The 21,987-nt window shown below is 69.2% G+C and carries 21 protein-coding genes; 9 read left to right on the forward strand and 12 right to left on the reverse strand.

Features of this window, described 5'->3' with window-relative positions; genetic code table 11:
- Positions 1-3 precede the first annotated feature (3 nt).
- On the reverse strand, positions 4-789 hold the full coding sequence (locus ACQW02_RS12210; protein ID WP_431285517.1) for an enoyl-CoA hydratase/isomerase family protein: 786 nt from the start codon (positions 787-789) through the stop codon (positions 4-6).
- A gap of 106 nt (positions 790-895) precedes the next feature.
- On the opposite strand from ACQW02_RS12210, the gene ACQW02_RS12215 reads away from it, so the two are divergent.
- Complete coding sequence (locus tag ACQW02_RS12215) at positions 896-2,308, forward strand: MmgE/PrpD family protein (RefSeq protein WP_431285518.1); 1,413 nt, start codon at positions 896-898, stop codon at positions 2,306-2,308.
- Here ACQW02_RS12215 and ACQW02_RS12220 read toward each other — a convergent pair.
- Positions 2,305-3,105: a GntR family transcriptional regulator gene (locus tag ACQW02_RS12220; protein WP_431285519.1), complete on the reverse strand. Its 801-nt coding sequence runs from the start codon at positions 3,103-3,105 to the stop codon at positions 2,305-2,307. The genes ACQW02_RS12215 and ACQW02_RS12220 overlap by 4 nt on opposite strands.
- Positions 3,106-3,208: 103 nt before the next feature.
- Between ACQW02_RS12220 and ACQW02_RS12225 the strand changes: the two genes are divergently transcribed.
- Positions 3,209-4,204: a Bug family tripartite tricarboxylate transporter substrate binding protein gene (locus ACQW02_RS12225; protein ID WP_431285520.1), complete on the forward strand. Its 996-nt coding sequence runs from the start codon at positions 3,209-3,211 to the stop codon at positions 4,202-4,204.
- Here ACQW02_RS12225 and ACQW02_RS12230 read toward each other — a convergent pair whose 3' ends face one another.
- The 4 genes from ACQW02_RS12230 to ACQW02_RS12245 are packed head-to-tail and all read right to left on the reverse strand — an operon-like array spanning position 4,205 to position 6,894.
- Complete coding sequence (locus tag ACQW02_RS12230; protein ID WP_431285521.1) at positions 4,205-5,500, reverse strand: PASTA domain-containing protein; 1,296 nt, start codon at positions 5,498-5,500, stop codon at positions 4,205-4,207.
- Between the two features lie 41 nt (positions 5,501-5,541).
- Positions 5,542-5,937, reverse strand: a complete 396-nt coding sequence (locus tag ACQW02_RS12235; RefSeq protein ID WP_431285522.1) for a hypothetical protein — start codon at positions 5,935-5,937, stop codon at positions 5,542-5,544.
- Positions 5,938-5,943: 6 nt separating this feature from the next.
- Positions 5,944-6,579, reverse strand: a complete 636-nt coding sequence (locus ACQW02_RS12240) for a hypothetical protein (protein ID WP_431285523.1) — start codon at positions 6,577-6,579, stop codon at positions 5,944-5,946.
- A gap of 33 nt (positions 6,580-6,612) precedes the next feature.
- Positions 6,613-6,894: a hypothetical protein gene (locus ACQW02_RS12245; RefSeq protein WP_431285524.1), complete on the reverse strand. Its 282-nt coding sequence runs from the start codon at positions 6,892-6,894 to the stop codon at positions 6,613-6,615.
- A gap of 224 nt (positions 6,895-7,118) precedes the next feature.
- Between ACQW02_RS12245 and ACQW02_RS12250 the strand changes: the two genes are divergently transcribed.
- Together ACQW02_RS12250 and ACQW02_RS12255 are read left to right on the forward strand one after the other, a co-directional pair.
- Entirely contained in the window at positions 7,119-7,496 is a 378-nt protein-coding gene (locus ACQW02_RS12250; protein ID WP_431285525.1) for a hypothetical protein, read from the forward strand.
- Positions 7,497-7,518: 22 nt separating this feature from the next.
- A complete protein-coding gene (locus tag ACQW02_RS12255; RefSeq protein ID WP_431285526.1) occupies positions 7,519-8,724 on the forward strand; it encodes an LLM class flavin-dependent oxidoreductase in 1,206 nt (401 codons plus the stop codon).
- Positions 8,725-8,727: 3 nt separating this feature from the next.
- On the opposite strand, the gene ACQW02_RS12260 is transcribed toward ACQW02_RS12255, so the two are convergent.
- The 3 genes from ACQW02_RS12260 to ACQW02_RS12270 all read right to left on the reverse strand — a co-directional run bounded on the left by ACQW02_RS12260 (position 8,728) and on the right by ACQW02_RS12270 (position 11,285).
- Positions 8,728-9,702, reverse strand: coding sequence for a Bug family tripartite tricarboxylate transporter substrate binding protein (locus ACQW02_RS12260; protein WP_431285527.1), 975 nt, complete (start codon positions 9,700-9,702; stop codon positions 8,728-8,730).
- A 93-nt stretch (positions 9,703-9,795) separates the two neighbouring features.
- Entirely contained in the window at positions 9,796-10,761 is a 966-nt protein-coding gene (locus tag ACQW02_RS12265) for a hypothetical protein (RefSeq protein WP_431285528.1), read from the reverse strand.
- Between the two features lie 317 nt (positions 10,762-11,078).
- Positions 11,079-11,285: a cold-shock protein gene (locus tag ACQW02_RS12270; RefSeq protein ID WP_431285529.1), complete on the reverse strand. Its 207-nt coding sequence runs from the start codon at positions 11,283-11,285 to the stop codon at positions 11,079-11,081.
- 249 nt (positions 11,286-11,534) lie between these two features.
- Between ACQW02_RS12270 and ACQW02_RS12275 the strand changes: the two genes are divergently transcribed.
- Positions 11,535-12,197 carry a DsbA family oxidoreductase gene (locus ACQW02_RS12275; RefSeq protein WP_431285530.1) on the forward strand — a complete coding sequence of 221 codons (663 nt, stop codon included), beginning with the start codon at positions 11,535-11,537 and terminating at the stop codon, positions 12,195-12,197.
- 2 nt (positions 12,198-12,199) lie between these two features.
- Here ACQW02_RS12275 and ACQW02_RS12280 read toward each other — a convergent pair whose 3' ends face one another.
- The 3 genes from ACQW02_RS12280 to ACQW02_RS12290 are packed head-to-tail and all read right to left on the reverse strand — an operon-like array spanning position 12,200 to position 16,363.
- Positions 12,200-12,553 carry a hypothetical protein gene (locus ACQW02_RS12280; RefSeq protein WP_431285531.1) on the reverse strand — a complete coding sequence of 118 codons (354 nt, stop codon included), beginning with the start codon at positions 12,551-12,553 and terminating at the stop codon, positions 12,200-12,202.
- Positions 12,554-12,611: 58 nt separating this feature from the next.
- Positions 12,612-16,055, reverse strand: a complete 3,444-nt coding sequence (mfd, locus tag ACQW02_RS12285; protein ID WP_431285532.1) for a transcription-repair coupling factor — start codon at positions 16,053-16,055, stop codon at positions 12,612-12,614.
- Positions 16,052-16,363 carry a succinate dehydrogenase assembly factor 2 gene (locus ACQW02_RS12290; protein WP_431285533.1) on the reverse strand — a complete coding sequence of 104 codons (312 nt, stop codon included), beginning with the start codon at positions 16,361-16,363 and terminating at the stop codon, positions 16,052-16,054. The genes mfd and ACQW02_RS12290 overlap by 4 nt, the downstream gene beginning before the upstream one ends.
- Before the next feature lie 23 nt (positions 16,364-16,386).
- Here ACQW02_RS12290 and recG point away from each other — a divergent pair, with 23 nt between their 5' ends.
- From recG to ACQW02_RS12310, 4 genes are all read left to right on the forward strand, one after another.
- Positions 16,387-18,525: an ATP-dependent DNA helicase RecG gene (gene recG, locus ACQW02_RS12295; RefSeq protein WP_431285534.1), complete on the forward strand. Its 2,139-nt coding sequence runs from the start codon at positions 16,387-16,389 to the stop codon at positions 18,523-18,525.
- Positions 18,526-18,596: 71 nt separating this feature from the next.
- A complete protein-coding gene (locus ACQW02_RS12300; protein ID WP_431285535.1) occupies positions 18,597-19,322 on the forward strand; it encodes an ABC transporter ATP-binding protein in 726 nt (241 codons plus the stop codon).
- Positions 19,319-20,050 carry an ABC transporter permease subunit gene (locus ACQW02_RS12305; protein WP_431285536.1) on the forward strand — a complete coding sequence of 244 codons (732 nt, stop codon included), beginning with the start codon at positions 19,319-19,321 and terminating at the stop codon, positions 20,048-20,050. The genes ACQW02_RS12300 and ACQW02_RS12305 overlap by 4 nt, the downstream gene beginning before the upstream one ends.
- Positions 20,050-21,984 (forward strand): Gldg family protein, encoded by a 1,935-nt coding sequence (locus tag ACQW02_RS12310; RefSeq protein WP_431285537.1) that lies wholly within the window; start codon positions 20,050-20,052, stop codon positions 21,982-21,984. Before ACQW02_RS12305 ends, ACQW02_RS12310 begins: the two co-directional genes overlap by 1 nt.
- The last annotated feature ends 3 nt before the right edge of the window (positions 21,985-21,987 follow it).

The raw sequence follows: 21,987 nt of genomic DNA on the forward strand, positions 1-21,987 counted from the left end.
CGCTCAGCGCCCCTTGAAATCAGGCAGGCGCCGTTCGGCCATGGCGCGGCGGCCTTCCTCGAAATCGCTCATGCCGCGTTGCCAGGATTGCTGTTCGAACTCGCGCGATGTCGCGAAGAGGAAGGCCTCGGCCATGCCCTGACGCATGGTTTCGCGCACCGATTGCACGGCGGCGGGGGATGATTGGGCGATTTCCGCAGCCAGGGCCTGGGCGGTGGCCAGCACCGCATCCTGCGCCACCATCTGGTCCAGAAGGCTGATCCGCAACGCCTCCTCCCCGCCGATCCGTCGCCCGGTATAGAACAGCAGCGCCGCCTGCTGCTGCCCGATCAGGCGCGGCAGGGTGAAGGACAGGCCGAATCCGGGGTGGAACCCAAGCCGTGTGAAGTTCGCGGAAAACCGCGCCTCGGCGCAGCCGATGCGGAAATCGGCGACGACGGCCAGGCCAAGCCCCGCGCCGATCGCGGCCCCCTGGATGGACGCCACGATGGGCTTTTTCGTCGCCATCAGCCGCGCCGCTTCACGATACAGGGTCCGGCCCGGCTGGCCTTCCGGCGACAGCAGCCCGCCGGAATCGCCGCGCGAAAAATCCGCCCCGGCGCAAAAATGCTTGCCGGCGCCGGCCAGCACGACGGCGCGGCAGGTGGGATCGGTATCCAGGGCTTCAAGCGCCTCGGCCAAAGCGACGACCAGGGGGCGGTCGATATGGTTGTTCGGCGGGCGGTCGATGGTCAGGGTGGCGACGAAGCCGTCACGATCGATATGAAGCCCCGATGATGTCGCGTCCAATTTCTCGCCTCTCCCCGTTTCATGCCGCTTGCGCCCGCCGCCCGGTCTTCATAGTGTTGTCCGTACAAGACGACAACTGGCCGGGAGAAGACCAATGGATATGCCGATGCGCGATACCGCGGGGGCCACCGCGAGCCAACGCCCCGGCCCGACCAGGCAACTGGCGGAATTCACCGCCGGGCTGACCCTGGCCAAGGTCGATGACTTTGCCCGCAACGCCGCGCGACGGCACAGCATCGATACCATCGCCGCCATGATCGCCGGCGCGACCCAGGACGCAACCCTGTCGGTCGAACGCGCCCTGGCCGCAGCCGGCACGGGGCCGGGCGCCACGCCCTCCCCCGGCGTGTCGCGCCGGTATGACGTGCTCTCCGCGGCCTATATCGGCGGCACCTGCGGGCATGGGCTGGAACTGGACGATGGCTATCGCGCGGGGTCGGTGCATCCGGGCGGTGTCGTGCTGCCGGCGGCGCTGACACTGGGCGCGCAGCGCCATGTCAGCGGCGCGGCCTTCCTGACCGCCGTCGTCGCGGGGTATGAGGCCGCCTGCCGCATCGCCGCCGCCGCCCATCCGCGCGCCCGCTGGCGCGGCTTCCACAATACCGGGACGGTCGGCACCTTTGCCGGCGCCGCGGTGGGTGCCGTGCTGCTGGACTTCGATGCCGATGCGACGGAGAACGCCTTTGGTGTCGCGGCCTCCTCCTCGGCCGGGTTGTTCAGCTTTTTGGCGGGGGGCGATGTGAAGCGCACCCATCCGGGCCATGCGGCACGCGAAGGCGTCTGGGCCGCGCTGATGACCGAGGCCGGGCTGCCGGCGCCGCGCGGCGTGCTGGAATTCCGCGAGGGGTTCTTCAATGCCTATGCGGGTGGCGATGTCGACTACGCGGCGCTGGATTTGATGGCGGCGGGTGACAACCATCCGTCCTCGCGCTTCGCGGTCGGCAATTGCTACATGAAGCCGCATGCCTGCTGCCGCCACATCCATTCATCGATCGATGCCGTGCTGGATATCGCAGCCACGGAATCGGTGTCGCCGCAGGATATCGCCCGCATCGACATCGGCAGCTACGCCATCTCCACCGCCCATGGCAGCGTCGGCTGGACCGAGATGACCACGGCGCAGATGAGCGTGCCCTTCGTGATCGCCACGGCCCTGCTGCGCGGCCGCGTCGGCCTGGCCGATTTCGGTGCGGCGCAGCGTGCCGACCCCGCCGTGCATGCGCTGGCGGCGCTGGTGCATACCCATACCGATGCCGAATGCGATGCGGATTACCCGCGCATCCGCGCCGCCAAGGTGACGGTCACCCTGCGCGACGGCCGCCGCATCGACCGCTACGTGCCCGAACCCTATGGCGCGGCGTCCAAGCCGCTGTCCGATGCGGCGCTGGATACGAAGTTCCTCGACCTCGCCGCGCCCCGACTGGGCGAGGCGCGTGCCAAGACGGCGCTGGCGATGCTGTGGCGGGTGGACAGCCTGCCCGATATCGCGCCGCTGGCCGAGGCGCTGGCGGGCCCTTAACCCTCCGGCGCACCCAGCCGCAGCGAATAGGCAAAACGGTCTTCCGAGGCATGGATGTTGATGGTCGATTCCAGCAATCGACCATCCGCCGCATGAAAGCGCCGGCGGATCAGCAGCCCCGGTGAGCCTGGCGCCAAGCCCAATACTTCGGCGGGGGCCGGCGGCAGGGCGATGGCGGTGATCTCCTGCACCACCTCGGCAACCGGGATGCCAAGCCTGGTGCTGATCAGGCGGTAGGCGGGGGTGGTGACCAGCGCCGGGTCCTCCGCGATCGCGGCGAAATCCGCATCGATGTAGAGTTCCACCCAGGAGATCGGCGGCGCGGCGGGGTCGGCCGGCCGGCGCAGCCCGGTGACATGCACCCAGGCGCGCCCGGCCTCGCCGCCGATCCGTTCGGCCAGCGCGGCATCGGCGACGATGCGCGCGCGGCTGTGGATGTCCAGCCTGGTGCGCGTCGCATAGCCCATGACCTCGGCCACCGAACGCACAGCCAGCACGTAGTTCCCGCGCGGGCGGTCGGCGATCACCCGCGTGCCCACCCCCTGCGCGCCAGCCACCAGCCCCAGTTCGCGCAAGCGGCGCAGCGCCTCCCGCACGGTCGACCGGCTGACGGCGAAACTCGCGCATAACTCCTGTTCGGTTGGCATCATCGTGCCCACCGCCCGGCGCCCATCCAGGATTTCGGCGGCCAGCGCCGTTGCCACGCTGGCATAGCGCGGCTGCGCACCGGCCATCAGCGCCGCCGCGGCGGCGTGCTGGGGATCGGGGGTTCGGCCGGCGGAAAGCGGTTTGGACATGTGCGGTTGACTCGAACGACCCATGACAGATAGCGTTGTCCGTACAAGAAAACAACGCAGGGAGAATCCCCCAGGCGGGATGGTCACCTGCCGGAGGATTCGTATGCCACACGCCTTCCATCGCCGCGCGGCCATTGGCGCCGGCCTGGCACTGCCCTTCATCGGCACGCGTGCCGCGATTGCCCAATCCTTACCGTCACAATTGGCCTGGCCGTCGCAACAGGTCCGCCTGGTGGTGCCCTTCACGCCGGGCGGCAGCAATGATGCCGTCGCACGCCCGATCGCGGATGCCTTGCAGCAGACGCTGGGGCGGCCGGTGATGGTGGACAACCGCCCCGGTGCCGGCAGCACGATCGGCGCCGCCTTCGTCGCGAATGCGGCGCCGGACGGGCATACCCTGCTGATCGCCTCCTCCTCCTTCGTCACCAGTTCGACGATCCATCGCACGACCTATGATGCGATGGAGAGTTTCGAGGGCGTGGCGCGGGTCTGCACCGCGCCGATGATCGTGGTCACCAAGCCGCGCGGCGGCTTTCCCAATATGCGGGCCTTGGTGGATTTCGCCCGCGCGAACCCGGGCCGGGTGCAATACGGCACCGCCGGCCTCGGCGGCATCGGGCATTTCGCGATGGAATCCTTCTGCCTCGATGCCGGCATCCGGATGGAGGTCATCCCCTATGCCGGGATCTCGCCCTCGACCGCCGACCTGATCGCGGGGCGGATCGACGTGCTGATCACGACCATGGCCTCGGTGAAGGGGCTGGTCGATGCCGGCACGGTGCCGGTCATCGCCTATACCGGCCTCGAACGTTCGCCCTTCGCGCCCGACCTGCCGACCATTCGCGAACAGACCGGCATTGATTGGGCCGTCGATGTCTGGTGGGGCGTCCTGGCCCCGCGCGGCGTGCCACGGGCGATCCGGCAGCGGTTGAATACCGAGATCAACGCCATCGTCAGCACCCCCGCCTATGCCCGTCACCTGCGGGCCGAGGGCGCCGCGCCAGCGCCGCTCGACCTCGACGCCTTCGCCTCCTTCCTGCGGACCGACATCACCCGCTGGCGGCGGGTCGCGGCGGCGATCAACCTCAAGCCGGAGTGATCATTCCAGCGCGCGCTTCATCGCCGCCCGGGCATCGACCAGGCCCCGCGGCGTCGGCGCGCCGATGGCTTTCTGCAAGACCTCGTCGGAGGCACCGGCCAGGGCCGCGAAATCGGCGACGGTTTTCAGGCCCGCCGCCTTCAACCTGTCCCGCAGCAATCCGCCCGAGATGCCACTGCGGCTTTCCGCCGCCGCTTTCACGGTCCGGGCCAGCAATTCGTCCAGGCCAGGCCCGCTGCCGATGGTCAGGCCGACGCGGCTTCCGGGTGGCACCTCGGTTCCCGCCGCCACCTCCTGCGCACCGACGCGCCCCACGGTGCCGCCTGGTGTTTCGGTGATGCCGCCGACCATCAGCCCGGCATCCGCCAGCATGCGGGTTGCGTCGTCGCGGTTCAGCCCGGCGACGTCCGGCACGCGCCGCGCGGGCGGCCGCAGCGTCAGCGCGACCTCGGCCCCACGGGCCAGGCGCGCCGCGGCGATGGGTTGCTGGGCCACGACCACGCCCTCCCCCGTCACCGCGCCCAGGCGCAGCGCCGCGGCTTCGATCAGCGCGGTCGCGGCTTCCAGCGTCAGGCCCGCGCAATCGGGCACGGCGACGGTGGGCGGCGCGGCCAGGGTCAGGGCGACGCCGATGTCGGCCGGGATTTCGACGCCCGGTTCTGGATCCTGCGCGATCACCGTGCCCGTCGCGTAGTCGCTTTCGCGGGTCGTCATGGCGCCGGGCTTCAGCCCCGCGCGGGTCAGCGCCGTCTCGGCCGCGGCCTGCGGCAGGCCCAGCAGCACCGGGACGGTGATCAGCGTGAGGTCTGGCCCCGCGACCTCGGCGGCGCGCAAGGTAAAACGCAGTTCCGACAGGGCCAGCGCATCCGGCCTTTCGCCCGGCGCGGGCAGCACGAAGCGCAGCGTCCCGTCGGGCGCCACCGCCAGCATGGTTTTGACCCCCACCTGGAGGTCCGCGAGGGCAAAGGCGCCGCGATCGCCGGGCCGGGGCGCCAGCCCGTCGCGCAAGGTCAGGGCGGCGGCGCGGAACCCTTCGGAGAGTTGCACCGGCGTCGTTTCCAGCCGCGGCGCCGAGACCACGCGCAGGCGTTCCTCCAATTCGATCTTTTCCGCCCGCAACACTTCGACCTCGCGCTTCAGCACGACAACATCGGGGGCGTCGATGCCAGGCTTGGTCGCGGCTTCCACCTTGGCCAGGCGTTCGCGCAGGCCCGCGATATCGGCGGCTTCCGCGCGCGCGACGGACAACGCGCCCTCCAGCGCCGTGATGCGGCGGCTCATCTCGTCACTCGGCATCGCCCTCTCCTCTCCGGCGAAGCGGCCCCGGTGCCCACGCGTCAGGGTTCGCCCTCGATCCGCTGCGGCGGTGGGATCGCGACGATCCGCGCCTTCAGCAGGCTGGTACCGGCCATGTCGAAGCCCTGGGTGTTCTGCACCGAGGCATTGAACGGCGCGGCCAGGAGCTTGAGGCGGGAGGCGACGACGCGGCCGGCCTTGACGTCGTTCTCCCGCCGCAGGGACAGCGACATCCGCAGTTCCAGCGTCACCTCCGGCATGTGGTACCAGGTGGCTTGCAGGCCGGTTTCCGACAGCACGGGGTCGTTGTCGATCAGCGTCTGCGTCGCGATGGCGTTCAGGTCCATCGCGCGCTGTGCCTGTGCCACGCCTTCACCCAGCCGGGCCAGCACATCGGCCAGCGGCTGGATCAGGACTTCCTGGATCTCGATCGGCATCGGCCGCTACGGGCCCGGACCCGGGCCGGCCGGTTCCTGCACCGTGATGGTCGGGATCGAGCGCTGCGGCGGCGGCACCGGCTTCAAGGTGGTGCGGATCAGCGAGGAGCCTTCCTCCTTGAAGTTGAACTTGCCGGTATAGGAGGCGTTCATCGTCGATGTGCGGGCGACGGTGGTGGTGTTGTCCAGGCTCGCCTTGCCCGAACCCGCGAGAAATGACAGCAGCCCGCCGGTCTTGTATTCCGCCGCGAACTTCGTCGTGCTGGTAAAGGATGTCGTCGTGCCGAAGGACACGGCGGTGCTGCGTTCGACCGACATCGTGATGGTCATCTTCACCTCGATGATCGTCTCGCTGAAGGCGTAGAAGGTCGGGTTGATGCCAAAGGCCAGCAGCGGCATCGGCTGGTCGTTGAACAGCACCTCGGTCGCGGTCACCGCCCCTTCGGCGTTCACCGTCTCCTTGATCGCGGTCACCACCGTGCCGGCCGGGATCATGGTGCTGGCCAGCGCCTGGGCGGTTTTCATGGAATTGAGGTCGAGCGCCATCTGCGCCGTCGCGATGGCCATGCCCATCTTTTCGACCATCTCGGGGAAGGGAACGTTCAGCAGTTCCTGGCCAACGCTGCGCGGAATATTTGCCATGGGGGAGTGCCTCCTCTCGTTGGGATTTTTCCTCTACGAACTTGCGTCCTTCGGGCGGTCACGGGGCATGGGCAGTGGCCGTCCGTCGGGGTCAAATCGCAGGCGCGGCACGGTGCGCTGCGGCAGGTTCACCCCGCCCGCATGCACCACGCCGGGCAGGCGGGCGAGCGCATCGCGCGCATCGTCGGGGGCGAGCACGATGGCACTTCTGGGCAGGGCCAGGACGACCCGCCCACCGAGCGCCGCGAGGGCCGGCGCGAAATGCGCGGGCTGCGTGGCGCGGAAGCCAATCAGGAACGGGCGCGGTGACGACATGCCGTCTTCCCCCTGAACCGGAATGATGCCACGCCCGCTTGCTACCTAAAGTCGATACACGTTCGCGTGATACCCGGACGGGTGGCCGACAGGACATGCCGTGGTTGGCCGTTGGCCCGGAATCGCTTTGCCCCCTGCCCTTGGCGGCAGGACCGCGCACGCGTTAGGTTTTCGTCACGACTGCCCGCCGCCATCCGGCCGCGACAATTTTGGGAGAAGCGTTGATGCCGAAGCTTGCGATGTGGCGCCGGATCGGGCCGGCGATGGCCGTGCTTGGGCTGGCCTGCGCGGCCCTGCCGGCGGCGGCGCTGGATTGCCCCATTCCGCAGCCCAATGCGACGGCCGGCGTGATCCGTGAACCGGCCGCGCAGATCGACCGCCTGGCCGGGTTGCTTGGCACCGGCGATGTCGCCAACCGCGTGCCGGACATCGTGCGGGATCTGCGCCAGCGCTACCCGGCCGCGGGGTCGGCCGACATCGTGAACTACCTCGTCACCGCCTATTGCCCCGTGGTGAACCAGCTCACGGGCCTCGGCGAGGCGGAGAAGCAGGCGCGGCTCGCGGCCTTCTCCAGCACCGTCATGGCCGCGACGGGTCCCTGACGCAGAGCCACCGGAGGGTTCCATGCCGCACCACGGTTTGCGCTTCGGCGTGTTCCTCGCGCCGTTCCACCGGGTCGGCGACAACCCGACCCTGGCGCTGGCGCGCGACCTTGACCTGATCGGCTGGCTGGACAGCCTGGGATATGATGAGGCCTGGATCGGCGAACATCATTCCGCCGGCTGGGAGACCATCGCCGCCCCGGAGATCATGATCGGTGCCGCCGCCGAGCGGACGAAGCACATCCGCCTCGGCTCCGGCGTCACCTCCCTGCCCTACCACCACCCCTTCCTGGTCGCACAACGCTTCGTGCAGCTCGACCACATGACACGCGGGCGCGCGATGCTGGGCGCGGGGCCAGGGGCGCTGGTGTCGGATGCCTACATGATGGGGATCAAGCCGGGCGACCAGCGCCGGCGCATGGATGAATCCCTGACCGCGATCATGGCGCTGCTGCGCGGCGACGAACCCGTGACGATGAAGACCGATTGGTTCGAGCTGAATCAGGCCCGGCTGCACCTGTCGCCCTGGAGCGACCCGCATTTCCCGATCGCGGTCGCGAGTTCCACCACGCCGACCGGCGCGCTGGCCGCGGGCAAGCACGGGGTCGGGCTGATCGCGCTGGGCGCCGGCCTGCCGGGCGGGCCGCAGGCGCTTGGCCAGCAATGGCGCATGGCGGAGGCCGAGGCGGCGAAACATGGCAAGACGATCGACCGAACCAACTGGCGCCTGGTGGTGAACCTGCATGTCGCCGAGGATGACGCGACGGCGATGCGCCAGGTGCGTTTTGGCGAAAGGCTGGAAACCAACGCCTATTTCTCCGAGACGCTTGGCCGCCCGCCGTCGCGCGCGGAAAACCCGCTGGCCGATGGCCTGGCCGCCGGCTCGACCCTGGTCGGATCGCCCGAAACGGTCGCCCAGGGGATAGAGCGGCTGCTGACCTTCACCGATGGCGGCTGCGGGGCCGTGCTGTTCCGCTCCCATGAATGGGCCGACCGGGAGGAGACCTGGCGCAGCTACGAACTCTTCGCCCGCTGGGTGATGCCGCGATTCCAGAAATCGCTGACCGCACCCCAGGCTTCGCGCGATTGGGCGAGCGAGAATCGCGGGACCATCTTTGCCCCCAGCATCGCCGCGATGAAGCAGGCCTTCGTCGATGCCGGGCAGGATGCGCCGGAGTTCAGCCGGATGCAGCTTCACACCGGCGATGCGCCTGTCCCGGAGCGGTAGCCGTCATTCCGGGCGGATCCCCATCGCCCGGATCATCGGCTGCCATTTGCTGCGTTCGGCCTCCCAGCCGCGGGCCAAGGCTTCGGCCGGGCCGGGCATGGGTTCCAGCCCGTTGCGCAACAGGGTCGCCACCGTTTCGGGGTCGGTCAGCGCGCCCTGCAGGGCGGCATTCAGCCGGGCGATGACCGGTGCCGGCGTGCCGCGCGGGGCCAGCAGGGCATACCAGGATTGGACGTCGAACCCCGTGACGCCGCCTTCGGCCACGGTCGGCACCTGAGGCAGAAGGGCGGCGCGCCCCGCGGTCGGCACCGCGATCGCCCGCAACCGCCCCGCCGCCACATGCGGCAGCGCCGGGGGGGCCGTGGAAAAGGCATAGTCGATCCGCCCGGCCAAAAGATCGGTCGCGAGCGGCGCCCCGCCGCGATAGGACACGCCGATGGTGTCGATCGCCGCCATCCGGTCCAGCAAGGTCCCCGCCAGGTGCCCGGTCGTGCCGATCCCGCTGTAGCCCCAGGACAGGCGCCCGGGTGCCGCACGCGCCGCGGCCAGCAGGTCGGCGAGATCCCGCCACGGCCGGTCGGCCGGCACCACCAGGATGTTGAAAGCCTCGACCGCGATACCGACGGGCAGGAATTCCTCGACGGGGTCGAAGCCCATGCGGGTCGTGATCGGATTGACCACGAGGGTGCCGATGGTGCCGAGCAGCAAGGTATGGCCATCGGCGGGGGCGCGGACCACCGCCTCCATCGCGATATTGCCGCCGGCGCCGGCGCGGTTCTCCACGACGATCGGTTGGCCCAGCAATTCGCCCATGCGCGGCGCGAAGGCCCGAACAGCGATGTCGGTGGCCCCACCTGGGGTAAAGCCCACCACGATGCGAACCGGACGATCCGGAAACACAGGCTGGGCCAGGGCATGACGCTCCGTAGCGCCGGCGAGGAACAAAGGGGCGGCCAGCAAGGTGCGGCGGCGTGGCATTGGCGTTTTCTCCCTGCCGGCCACACGGGCCGGCTTGGGATCGAGATCAGCCCAGCCCTGCCCGTGGCGCAAGCCACAGGGCGCGACGCAGCCTCAGCCGCGGCGCGTCAGCAGCCCATACAGCAGGTCGCCATTGGTGCCGTGCATCACACGTTTGGACGCGATTTCGTCGGGCGGCAGCGAGTCGAGCAGATCCTGCACGCTGGAATCGTCGCGCGTGTCGAGTTGCCAGTCCTGCACCGCGTCGAAGTAGGGCGCATCGAGCAAGCCGGAGCTGGTGAAGGCGATCAGCGCCTGGCCACCTGGCTTCAACGCCAGCAGCATCGCCGCCAACATGGCCAGCGCGGTCTCCCGATCCAGGTAGTTGAACAGGCTGGCGGAGTAGATCAGGTCGAAGCGGCCATGCAGCAGCGGGCGCGACATCAGTGGCCCCACCGGCGCGCAGATCGGCACGATGCAAGGCAGGTGGGCGTGGCTGCGTGCCGCCTCGTCCGCGCTCAACGGGTCCTGGTCGAGCGAGATCCAGCGTAGCACCCCGCCTTCGGCCGGCGCGTGGGCAATGCTCGCCTCACGCAGATGCCCGCCGGCCAGGGCCAGGATCTCAGCCCCGCGGCCACGGCAGCGGTGGGCGGTCGCGTCCACCGTTCGGGCAAGGATACGACAGCGTTCCCGCGCCGCGACAGGCAGGGACAGTTCGGTCGTGACGGCGTTCACGTCCCGCCCGGCAGGCGTCGCTTCCCGAAGCTGTCGCGGGGCGGCACCCAGGCGATAGACGTAGTCGAGCAGGACGGCGTCGCCGGGGTAGCCGCGCGGCTTGACCACAGCATGGCGCGTGAAAGGGTCTTCCAGGGCCAGGGCATGGAGTGGGTGCGCGCGCAGAATGGAACAGGCGGTCTGCCAATCAGCGGTCGAACCATTGCTGTGCAGCGACCGGAGTGCGTAACGGAACTTACGCCAGGCAACCAGAATTCCGTCCAACCCATGCGCTTCTGCCACCAACCCGTCGAGGATTTCGGGCCAACGCGACAGATCGGCCGTCTCCCCGTCGCTTTGCTGCATGAATTTATCCGATCCGCTTCCGTGGCAAGCTGTTCCACTTCCTGCGCGATAAGACAGTCTTCGCGCCGGATGCGCAATGAGCGGCTGGGAAATGGTTGGCACATCGTGCTTGCCTTAGCGGCGTACCGTAATCTCCAACGGCCAAAATTCGTACTTCGGGCGGGACACTCCGCAGCCCGGACCAGCAATGCTGGCGAAATATGCAATCAACCGGGCAAATCATGGCCCAGAAACAAAAACGGACGGGCGCTGCCCGTCCGAGTCTGACCCGGGTGTCGTTGCCGACACCCGAGATAGGGTTAGCTCGTCAGGCGGAATCAGGCCTGGCGCAGGTTGCAAGCCGAGGTCTTGCCCTGCTGGCCGGGCTGGATCTCGAACTCGACCTTGTCGCCCTCACGCAGTTCCACCAGGCCGGAGCGCTGAACTTCGGAGATGTGGACGAACACGTCCTGCGCGCCATCCTGGGGCTGGATGAAACCAAAGCCCTTGGTTGCGTTGAACCACTTGACGGTACCGATCGGCATAAAATTTTCCAGTAAGCACAAAGGCCGCCGCGCGATATGCGTGGCGGATCAAGCTTCGGCGTGAAACGGGCAGCGGGCCTGGCGCTCGGTATCGAGCGGCGGAGGGCGGCGCCGAACCATACGAGGTTGACCCCGCCTATATGGACCTTTCCCGCGCAACAGCAAGCCCGAATGCAACCTGAACGCGGGATGCGGCCATGCTTGTTGGTCTGGACGCCCAGGCACGGGTGGCGCGATACTTGTTGAACCTTGAACAGCCTCTCCCCTCCCCGCGCCAGGCTCAGCATCGAGATCGTCTACGACCTCGTCTGCCCCTGGTGTTTCCTCGGCACCCGGCGCTTGCGGCGGGCTTTGCGCGCACGGCCGGAGGTCCTGGCCGAACTGGTCTGGCGCCCCTTCCTGCTGAACCCGGACATCGGGCCCGGCGGAGTCGGCCGCACCGACTACCTGGCGCGCAAATTCGGCGGCGAGGAACGCGCGCGCCGGATGCATGCGACCATCGCCGAAATGGGCCGGGCGGAGGGCGTTCCCTTCCGTTTCGACCGGCTGCGGCAGATCCCGCCATCGCTCGATGCCCATCGGCTCGTGCGTTACGCCACCCGGCACGGGCTGGCGGATGCGATGGTCGATGCGCTGTTCACCGCTTATTTCAGCCAGGGCGCCGATCTGGGCGATGCCGGCACGCTGGCCAGCATCGCCGGGGGGCTTGGCTTCGCCGAACCCGCAGTGCTGCGCTTCCTCGCCTCGGGGCAGGAGGGCGAGGCGGTGCATGCCGATAATTTGCGGGCCCATCGCCTGGGCATCAATGGCGTGCCCTGCTTCGTGGTGGCCGAACGCCACGCCATCGCGGGCGCGCAGGAGCCGGAGGTGCTGGAACGGCTGCTGGACGCCGCGATCGCGGCGGGGCCTTAACCCTATTTCCGAATGGGCGCGTTGCCGCCGGTCCGCAGCGCCGTGCGCAGTGCGGTGACCACCGATGCCACCTGTTCGAAGCGATCGGCGGCGCCGATCACCGTGACCACCCCGCGATCGGCCACGCAATAGATCGAGAACACCTGGTTGGACTCCCGGTTCTCGGCGAATACGGCGCGGGCGTCGCGGTTCAATTGGCGCAGCCCTTGTGAGGCAAAGGCCTCCGCCGCGCTGTCCAGGCAGGCGGATTGCGCCGTGCCGGCCGGCAGAACCTCATGCCCGACCGATAGGCCGACCGCCCCGGCCGATCCGGCCCCGGCCAGGAGGATGGGCAGCAAAAGGGCGGGCCAGCGCATGGGGGATCCTCCAGGTTCGGGCACGAAGGCTAGTTGCCGCCCCGGCCCGCGCCAAGCCTCAGGCCGCTTTCGCCTGGTTCACGACCTTGACCAGGGCGCGGAGCATGTCGTGGGCAGCCTTGACCCGGGCCGGCAGGGCCATCTCCCGCACCACCGCCAGCTTGTGGTCGGGGCGTAGTCGCACTTGGCCCTTTTGCGCGGTGACCCAGGCGACCAGCCCAGCCGGGTTGTCGAAGCGGTTCTTGCGGAAGCCGATGACGATGCCCTTAGGCCCGGCATCCAACTTCTCCACCCCAGCCTCGCGGCACAGGCGCTTCAGGTTCACGACCTGGAGCAGGTTCTCCACCTCCTCCGGCACCGGACCGAAACGGTCGGCGAGTTCGGCGGCCATGGCATCGACCTCGCCCTCCGTCGCCAGCCCCGCGATGCGACGATACAGGCCAAGCCGAACCGGCAGGTCGCGCACATAGGCCTCCGGGATCAGCACCGGCAGGCCGAGGCCGATCTGCGGCGTCCAGCCGGTATCGGGGGCTTCGGCCCCCTGCCCGCGGTCGCCGTGCTTGAGGTCCTGCACCGCCTCCTCCAGCATCTGCTGGTAGAGTTCGATGCCGACCTCGCGGATATGGCCCGACTGCTCGTCGCCCAGCAGGTTGCCGGCGCCACGGATATCAAGGTCGTGCGAGGCAAGGGTGAAGCCGGCCCCCAAATTATCGAGCGTCTGCATCACCGCCAGGCGCTTTTCCGCCGCCGGCGACAGCCGGTGCGACTGCGGCCAGGTCAGGTAGGCATAGCCACGCTGCTTGCCCCGCCCGACGCGGCCGCGGAGTTGGTAGAGTTGCCCCAGGCCGAACATGTCGGCGCGATGGATCAGCAGCGTGTTCACCGCCGGCATGTCCAGCCCGGATTCGACGATGTTGGTGGCCAGCAGGATATCGGCGCGGCCATCGCCGAAATCGGTCATCACCTGTTCCAGCGCGGTCGGCGTCAATTGGCCATGCGCCTCCAGCAACCGTGCCTCGGGCACGATTTCCCGCAGGCGTTCGGCCATGCGCGGCAGGTCTTCCAGGCGGGGGCAAACGCAAAAAACCTGGCCGCCGCGGAAACGTTCGCGCTGGATCGCTTCCCGCACCACAACCGAATCCCAGGGCATGATGAAGGTACGAACCGCCAGGCGATCGACCGGCGGCGTCGCGATCACGCTCATTTCCCGCACGCCCGACAGCGCCAGTTGCAGGGTGCGCGGGATGGGCGTCGCGGTCAGGGTCAGCACATGCACATCGGTCTGCAGCGACTTCAGCCGTTCCTTGTGGGCGACGCCAAAGTGTTGCTCCTCATCGACGATCACCAGGCCGAGCGAGGCGAACTTGATCGACTTGGCCAGCAGCGCATGGGTGCCGATGACGATGTTGATCGAGCCATCGGTCAGCCCCGCGCGGACGGCCGCCGCATCCTTGGCGTTCACCATGCGGGAGAGTTGGCCGATTTTCAGGGCCAGCCCCTCGAAGCGACGGGTGAAGACACGGAAGTGTTGGCGCGCGAGCAAGGTTGTGGGCACGACAACGGCCACCTGGGCGCCGGTCATTGCAACGGCGAAAGCGGCGCGCAAGGCGACCTCGGTCTTGCCGAAGCCGACGTCGCCACAGATCAGCCGGTCCATCGGACGGCCGGAGGCAAGATCCTCCAGCACTTCCGAAATCGCGCGCAACTGGTCCTCGGTCTCGGCAAAGGGGAAGCGGGCGCAGAATTCATCCCAGGCACCTTCGGGCGGGGCCGCCATCATGCCCTGGCGTGTCGCGCGTTCGGCCGCGGTGCGGATCAGTTGCGCCGCCATGTCCTGGATGCGCGATTTCGCCCGCGCCTTGCGCGCCTGCCAGGTCGCGCCGCCCAGCTTGTCGAGCGCGACGCCCAGGCCCTCGCTGCCGAAGCGGGACAGCAGTTCGATGTTCTCGACCGGCAGGAACAGCTTGTCGCCGCCGTCGTAGACCAGCCGCAGGCAGTCATGCGGCGCATCATTCACCTGGATGGTGACGAGCCCATCGTAGCGCCCGACGCCGTGATCGACATGGACGACAAGGTCGCCTTCCTCGATCTGCGTGGCATCGGCGATGAACTGGTCGGCGCGCTTCTTCCGGCGCACCGGGCGGGCGATACGTTCGCCCAGCAGATCCTGTTCGGCGGTGATGGACAGGCCCGGCCCCGAAAAACCGCGGTCCAGCCCGATGATCGCCAGACCCACGACACCCGGCGCCAGCTTGCCCAGGGCGCGGACGTCGTCGACCGCCTGCGCCACCACGCCATTGTCGGCCAGCAGCTTGCCGATGCGTTCGCGTGATCCACGGGTCCAGGCGGCCAGCACCGGGCGGGTCTTCTTGGCCGCGGATGCCTTCGCACTTTCGGCATAGGCGGCGAAGACATTGCCGCCGGCGGTGCGGATATCGGCGTAGAGCGGCGCGGGTCGGCCGCCGCCATCGACGCCCTCCACGCTTTCATTCGGCGAGAAGGGCGAGAAGCGCAGCAGCGGCCCTTCGGCCAGCATCGCATCCCATTCCGCCCGGCTGAGATAGAGGCCCCCCGGCGGCGCCGGGCGATAGGGCGTCTCGCCATCGCGCGGCGGCAGGCGGCGGGCGGCGTAGTGGTCGGCGATCATTTCAAGCCGCGCCGCCAGCACGTCATCCGCCTGGTGGTCCAGGCTGACCGATGCGCCGGGCAGGTAGTCCAGCAGGCTCGCCATCTCGCCGTGGAACAGCGCCGCCCAATGCTCCATGCCCGGATGGCGCCGCCCGGCGCTGACCGAGGCATAGATCGGGTCCTCGGCCGCGGCCGGGCCGAACATCTCCCGCCAGGCGGTGCGGAAGCGGCTGATCGAGGCGGGATCCAGGGTGACCTCGCCCACCGGCCGCAGGATCAGTTCGGGCAAAACCTTGCCGCTGCGCTGGGTCGAGGGGTCGAAGCGGCGCATGTCCTCGATCTCGTCGCCGAACAGATCGAGGCGGACGGGATCGGGCTCGCCCGAGGGGTAGAGATCGACGATGCCGCCGCGCACCGCGTATTCGCCATGTTCCATGACGGTGCCGGCGCGGCCGTAGCCATTGGCCTCAAGGAAGGCGGTGAGCGCCGCAGGGTCGATCCGCCCGCCCTTCTTCAAGGTCAGCGCCGCGCCCCGAAACGTCGCCGGCGGCGGCAGGCGCTGCACCAGGGCGTTGATCGTGGTCAGCACGATGCGCGGGCGGGGCGAAGGATCCAGCAGCCGGGCCAGGGTCGCGACCCGTTCGGCGACGATCTCCGGGTTCGGCGAGACGCGGTCGTAGGGCAGGCAATCCCAGGCCGGCAGGCGCAGGATCTCGGCCTCGGGCGCGAAGAAGGCGAGGCCCTCCGCCATGCGGGCCATGCGGGCGTCGTCGCGGCAGGCGTGGATGACGGGGCCGGTCGTCTCGGCCCGGCGGCGGGCCAGGAGGGCTGCGTCCCAGCCTTCGGGGGCGCCAAAAACCGTCAGCCCGCTCATGCCTCGCGGTGGCCCCGGTCGGCCAGGTCGCCGCTCATCGCGCTGGCCAGGATGGCGGCGAACATCGGGGTCGCGCGATGGGCCGGCACGGGCTGCCGGCCGGACAGCCAGTCGGCCATGTCCACGTCGTTCCATTCCAAGATGGCTTCGACCTCGTCCAACTCCGACTCGGTGAAGGTGGCGATCCGGGCGCGGACATAGCCGCCCAGGATCAGGTCGGCCTCCTTGGTGCCGCGGTGCCAGGCGCGGAACAGGAGGCGCCGGCGGCGCGGGGTCAGGTCTTCGGGCGGGTCGATTTCGTCGGGCATCTGTGAATGGCATATACGCCCCCATGCAAAACGCGGAAGCCCAGGACGACATCGACGAGGCCGGATGGGCGTCGGACGGACCAGCCGAGGGGTCGGCGTCGATCACCGTCGCGATCCGCCTGCGTGCCCCCTTGGCCGATTTGCCGGGGCTGGGGCCGGCGCTCGCCAAGCTGGTGGGCAAGGCCTGTGGCGGCGACCGGGTGGTGGATCTGCTGCTGCATTTGCCCGACCGCTACATCCAGCGCGTGCCGGTGGCCCGCCCGTCCGAGGCGCCCGGCGACATCGAGGTGATCCTGCCGGCTGTCGTCGAAAGCCTGCGGGATGCGCGGTCGGGCGCCGGCCGCCCCTATGTGGAAATCCGCGCCGAGGCCGGTGGGGAGCCTCTGGTCGCGCGGCTGATGAACACCAAACTGGCCTGGGTGCAGCGCGCCACCCCGCCCGGCGCGACGCGCTGGTTCGCCGGGCCGGTGCGGCCGGAGGGCGAGCGCTGGTCGATGCTGTCGCCCCTCGTATCGGCCACCGAGCCACCCTCGATCGAGCCGGTCTGGCCCCTGACCGCCACCCTGTCGAACACGCGGATGCGGCGCAGCGTGGAGGCCGCTCTGGCCCGGCTGCCGCCGCTGCCGGAATGGCACGATGCCTCGCTGATGCGGCAGGAAGGCTGGCCGGGGTTTGCCGAGGCGCTGCGGGCGCTCCAGGCGCCGGACTCTCTCCCGGGCGACGCGCCGCGCCATCGCCTGGCCTATGACGAGCTGCTGGCTGGCCAGGTCGCCATCGCCCTGGTGCGGGGCGCCGCGCGGCAAAAACCAGGGCGGTCGCTGACCGGCGATGGGCGATTGCGCGCCCTGGCCCTGACCGCCTTTGGCCATACGCCCACCCCGGCACAGACCCATGCGCTGGCCGAGATCGACGCCGACCTGGCCACGCCGCACCGGATGCTGCGGCTGCTGCAAGGCGATGTCGGATCGGGCAAGACGCTGGTGGCGCTGATGGCGATGCTGCGGGCGGTCGAGGCCGGGGCGCAGGCGGCCCTGATGGCGCCGACCGAATTGCTGGCCCGGCAGCACCTGCGGACCCTGGAACCGCTTTGCGCCGCCGCCGGCGTGCCGATCGCCCTGCTGGCCGGCACCGTCAAAGGGTCGGCCCGCAAGCGCGTTCTGGCTGGGCTGGCCGATGGCAGCCTGCCGCTGGTCGTCGGCACCCATGCCCTGTTCCAGGATGCCGTGGAGTTTTCCGACCTGGCCCTGGCCGTGGTGGACGAGCAACACCGCTTTGGTGTCGCCCAACGCCTGATGCTGGCCGAAAAGGGGGCTGCGGCCGACCTGCTGGTGATGACCGCGACCCCCATCCCCCGCACCCTGCTGCTGACCCAATGGGGCGAGATGGCGGTCAGTCGCCTGGCCGGCAAACCCGCGGGCCGCCAGCCCATCACCACCACGCTGCATGGCCTCTCCCGCCTGGACAGCGTCGTTGAGGCCGTCGGCCGCAAACTGGCCGAGGGCGCCCGCGTCTATTGGGTCTGCCCCCATGTCGCCGAAAGCGAGGTGCTGGACCTGGCCGCCGCCGAAACCCGGGCGCTGACCCTGCGCGAGCGATTCGGCGATGCTGTCGGCCTGGCCCATGGCCAGATGCCATCCGACCAGCGCGAACAGGCGCTGTCCGATTTCCGCGCCGGGGTAACCCAGTTGCTGGTCGCGACCACGGTAATCGAGGTGGGCGTCGATGTGCCGGAAGCCAGCGTGATGGTGATCGAGCACGCCGACCGTTTTGGGCTGGCGCAACTGCACCAGTTGCGCGGCCGGGTCGGGCGGGGGGCGGCCCGGTCCTTCTGCATGCTGCTGTTCGAGGAAGGCCTGTCGGAAACCGCCCGCGAACGCCTGGGCATCCTGCGCGACACGGAGGATGGCTTTGTCATCGCCGACGCCGATTTCCGCCTGCGCGGGGCGGGCGATGCACTCGGCACCCGCCAGTCCGGCCTGCCCGGCTTCCGTCTGGCCGATCCCGCGACGCAGGAACGCCTCGTCCATATGGCGCACCAGGATGCGGCGCTGTTGCTGAACCGCGACCCCGGGCTGGATGCCACCCCGCGCGGCAAGGCGATCCCTGCCCTGCTGACCCTGTTCGACCGGGATGCCGCGATCGGCACCCTCCGGGCGGGCTGACCCCCTTGCCATCCGGCCCCCCACGGGTAAACCGACCCGCCGGGACCCAACCCGCCGGGAGCACCGCCGCCGTGGAACGGCTTATCGAGATCGAACGTCTGACCAAGCGCTTCGGCAGCTTCACGGCTGTGGACGATGTGTCCTTCACCGTCGCGCGCGGTGAAGTGCTGGGGTTCCTCGGCCCCAATGGTGCGGGCAAGTCCACCACCATGCGGATGCTGGCCGGCTTCATGGCCCCCTCCGCCGGCACCGCCCGCATCTGCGGCCATGACGTGCAGGATGACAGCGTTGCCGCCCGCCGCGCCCTGGGATTTCTGCCCGAAGGTGCTCCGACCTATCCGGAAATGACCGTCGAGGGGTTCTTGGCCTTCTGCGCCTCTGTCCGCGGGTTCAAGGGCAGCGACCGGCGCCAGGTGGTCGAGGATGCGATGACCGTGACCGCGCTGGAGGGCGTCCGCCTGCAACCGGTCGAAACCTTGTCCAAGGGCTTCAAGCGCCGCGTCGGCCTGGCCCAGGCGCTGCTGCATGACCCGGAGGTGTTGGTGCTGGACGAGCCGACCGATGGGCTCGACCCCAACCAGAAGCATGACGTGCGCCGGCTGATCGAACTCCTGGCGCCGACGAAGGCCATCGTGATCTCGACGCATATCCTGGAAGAGGTCGGCGCCATCTGCACCCGCGCCGTGGTGATCGCGCGCGGCAGGATCGTGGCGGACGAACCGGCCGCGATGCTCGCGGCGCGTGGCACCTCGCTGGACCAGGTGTTCCGCGAACTGACGATGGAGCAACCGGCATGACGCCGATGCTGGCCATTTTCCGCCGCGAATTGGCGGCGTATTTCGCGACCCCGGTGGCGGTCGTGTTCATCGTGATCTTCCTGGTGCTGTCGGGCACCTTGACCTTCACCCTGGGGAGTTTCTTCTCCCGCGGGACGGCGGATCTGCAGCCCTTCTTCTCCTTCGTGCCCTGGCTGTTCCTGTTCCTGGTGCCGGCGATCACGATGCGGCTCTGGGCCGAGGAACGACGGCTTGGCACCATCGAATTGCTGCTGACCCTGCCGGTCGCGCAATGGCAGGCGGTGGTCGGGAAATTCCTGGCGGCCTGGGCGTTCTGCGCCATCGCGCTGGCGCTGACCTTTCCGCTGGTCATCACCGTCAACCTGCTGGGCAACCCCGACAATGGCGTGATCGCGGCGGGGTATGTCGGTTGCCTGCTGGTGGCCGGCGCCTATCTGGCGGCCGGGTCGGCTGTGTCGGCGCTGACGCGCAACCAGGTGATCGCCTTCGTGCTGGCGGTGGCGGTGTGTTTCCTCTTCGCGGCGGCGGGGTCGCCGATCGTGACCGAGTTCCTGTCGCAGCGGGTGCCGCTGCTGGCCGAGATCGCGCGGGGCCTGTCCATCACCGACCGGCTTGGCGGATTTTCGCGCGGGGTGATCGGGCTGCGCGACATCGTCTTCTTCGCCGCCTTCATCGGCTTCTGGCTTTTTGCCACGGGCGTCATCGTCGATCACAGGAAGGCCGACTGATGTCCGCATCCCTTCCCGCCCCGAAGCCGCCGTCGCGGCGCCTCTGGGGTTCCGCTTTTGGCCTGGTCGCGGCCCTGGCGCTGGCCATCGGCGCGGTCGTGCTGACCGAACGCTTTTTTGCGCGCGCGCGGCTGGACCTGACCGAGCAGCGGCTCTTCACCCTCTCCGACGGCACGCGGCAGATCGTCGCCGGGTTGCAGGATCCGATCACCCTGCGGCTGTTCTATTCGCGCCGCCTGGGCGCGACGGTGCCGGTGTTTGGCGCCTATGCCGACCGCGTGCGGGAGATGCTGGCGGAATACGCCTCCCTCTCGGGCGGAAAAATTCGACTGGAGGTGCTGGACCCTGAACCGTTTTCGGAAACCGAGGACCGCGCCCTGGCGCTGGGTCTGCAAGGGGTGCCGGTCGATCAGTCCGGCGAACAGGTCTATTTCGGCCTGGCCGCGAACAATCTGCTGGATGACGAACGCACGATCCCCTTCTTCCAGCCGGATCGCGAACGCTTCCTGGAATACGATCTGACGCGGCTGATTTTCGAGCTGTCGAACCCGCGCCGGCCGGTTGTCGGCGTCCTGTCGTCGCTGCCGCTGTCGGGCGATCCGCGGGCGATGATGATGCGCCAGCCTGGCGTCGGCCAGCCCTTCGTCATCATGACGCAGATGCGCCAGTTCTTCACCCTGCGCGACATCCCGACCGATGCCGATGCCATCCCCGCCGATATCCAGGTGCTGATGGTGGCGCATCCGCAGGGGCTGACCCCCGCGACGCTCTACGCCATCGACCAATATGTGATGCGCGGCGGCAAGCTGCTGCTGCTGGTGGACCCGCATTCCGAAGGGCAGGCCGGCCGCCCCGGCCCCGGGGGCCGCCCGCCGACCGATACCTCCTCCAACCTCGAACCGTTGCTGACCGCCTGGGGGCTGGAGGTTCCATCCGACCGCGTGGCGCTGGACCTGCGCGGCGCCTGGCGGGTGCGGGCCAATCCCGGCGATCGCGTGCAGGCGGTGGATTTCGTCGCCTGGTACAACATGCAGGGTGACAGCCTGGCGCGCGGCGATGTCGCGACGGCCGAATTGAACCAGGTCACCGTCGCCAGCGCCGGTGAGATCATCCGGCGCGAGACTGCGACGGTCGAGGTCACCCCCCTGCTCACCACCTCCGACCGCAGCATGGTCGTGGAAGCCACCAAGCTGCGCCAGGAACCCAATCCGACGGCGCTGCTGGCCGATTTCCGGCCCGATGGGCAGCGTCGGGTGGTCGGCGCAAGGGTGCGCGGCGAATTGGCCTCGGCCTATGCCGCCGGCCCGCCGGAGGGTGCGACGGCGCCGGAGGGCGGGCACCGCGACCGCAGCAACGGCATCGTCAACATGGTCGTCATCAACGACGCCGATGTGCTGGAAGACCGCTTCTGGGTGCGGGTGCAGGATTTCTTCGGCCAGCAGGTGCCGCAGCCTTTTTCCGACAATGCCTCGATGATCGTGAACCTGACCGATACCCTGGTCGGCGGGGATGCGATGATCTCGCTGCGGTCGCGCGGTGAATCGCTGCGCCCCTTCAGCCTGGTGGACGACATGCGGCGCGATGCCGAGGCGCGGTTCCGCCAGACCGAACGGGAATTGCAGCAGCGGCTGGAAGCGACCGAACGACGGTTGCGCGAATTGCGCGCCGGCACGCCGCAAGCGGGTGCGGAACGCAGTCAGGCGCAGAGCATCATCACCCCGGAACAGCGTGCCGAAATTGACCGCGCGCGTGAGGAAATCCTGCGCACGCGCCAGCAATTGCGCGGCGTGCAACTGGAACTGCGGCGGGACATCGAAACGCTGGAACGTCGTTTGCGCATCGCCAACATCGCCGTGGTACCGGTGCTTCTGGTGGTGCTGGCGATCGGCCTGGGCCTGATGCGTCGGCGCCGCCGCGCCGCGGCCCGGGGCTGACGC

This window comes from Humitalea sp. 24SJ18S-53 (assembly GCF_050632385.1).
Lineage (GTDB): Bacteria > Pseudomonadota > Alphaproteobacteria > Acetobacterales > Acetobacteraceae > Humitalea.

What these genes read in the sequence shown, in the direction of transcription:
- ACQW02_RS12215 (WP_431285518.1), top strand. Translation starts at nt 896, where the DNA reads ATGCGCGATACCGCGGGGGCCACCGCGAGCCAACGCCCCGGCCCGACC.
- ACQW02_RS12220 (WP_431285519.1), bottom strand. Translation starts at nt 3,105, where the DNA reads ATGTCCAAACCGCTTTCCGCCGGCCGAACCCCCGATCCCCAGCACGCC.
- ACQW02_RS12225 (WP_431285520.1), top strand. Translation starts at nt 3,209, where the DNA reads ATGCCACACGCCTTCCATCGCCGCGCGGCCATTGGCGCCGGCCTGGCA.
- ACQW02_RS12230 (WP_431285521.1), bottom strand. Translation starts at nt 5,500, where the DNA reads ATGCCGAGTGACGAGATGAGCCGCCGCATCACGGCGCTGGAGGGCGCG.
- ACQW02_RS12235 (WP_431285522.1), bottom strand. Translation starts at nt 5,937, where the DNA reads ATGCCGATCGAGATCCAGGAAGTCCTGATCCAGCCGCTGGCCGATGTG.
- ACQW02_RS12240 (WP_431285523.1), bottom strand. Translation starts at nt 6,579, where the DNA reads ATGGCAAATATTCCGCGCAGCGTTGGCCAGGAACTGCTGAACGTTCCC.
- ACQW02_RS12245 (WP_431285524.1), bottom strand. Translation starts at nt 6,894, where the DNA reads ATGTCGTCACCGCGCCCGTTCCTGATTGGCTTCCGCGCCACGCAGCCC.
- ACQW02_RS12250 (WP_431285525.1), top strand. Translation starts at nt 7,119, where the DNA reads ATGCCGAAGCTTGCGATGTGGCGCCGGATCGGGCCGGCGATGGCCGTG.
- ACQW02_RS12255 (WP_431285526.1), top strand. Translation starts at nt 7,519, where the DNA reads ATGCCGCACCACGGTTTGCGCTTCGGCGTGTTCCTCGCGCCGTTCCAC.
- ACQW02_RS12260 (WP_431285527.1), bottom strand. Translation starts at nt 9,702, where the DNA reads ATGCCACGCCGCCGCACCTTGCTGGCCGCCCCTTTGTTCCTCGCCGGC.
- ACQW02_RS12265 (WP_431285528.1), bottom strand. Translation starts at nt 10,761, where the DNA reads ATGCAGCAAAGCGACGGGGAGACGGCCGATCTGTCGCGTTGGCCCGAA.
- ACQW02_RS12270 (WP_431285529.1), bottom strand. Translation starts at nt 11,285, where the DNA reads ATGCCGATCGGTACCGTCAAGTGGTTCAACGCAACCAAGGGCTTTGGT.
- ACQW02_RS12280 (WP_431285531.1), bottom strand. Translation starts at nt 12,553, where the DNA reads ATGCGCTGGCCCGCCCTTTTGCTGCCCATCCTCCTGGCCGGGGCCGGA.
- mfd (WP_431285532.1), bottom strand. Translation starts at nt 16,055, where the DNA reads ATGAGCGGGCTGACGGTTTTTGGCGCCCCCGAAGGCTGGGACGCAGCC.
- ACQW02_RS12290 (WP_431285533.1), bottom strand. Translation starts at nt 16,363, where the DNA reads ATGCCCGACGAAATCGACCCGCCCGAAGACCTGACCCCGCGCCGCCGG.
- recG (WP_431285534.1), top strand. Translation starts at nt 16,387, where the DNA reads ATGCAAAACGCGGAAGCCCAGGACGACATCGACGAGGCCGGATGGGCG.
- ACQW02_RS12305 (WP_431285536.1), top strand. Translation starts at nt 19,319, where the DNA reads ATGACGCCGATGCTGGCCATTTTCCGCCGCGAATTGGCGGCGTATTTC.
- ACQW02_RS12310 (WP_431285537.1), top strand. Translation starts at nt 20,050, where the DNA reads ATGTCCGCATCCCTTCCCGCCCCGAAGCCGCCGTCGCGGCGCCTCTGG.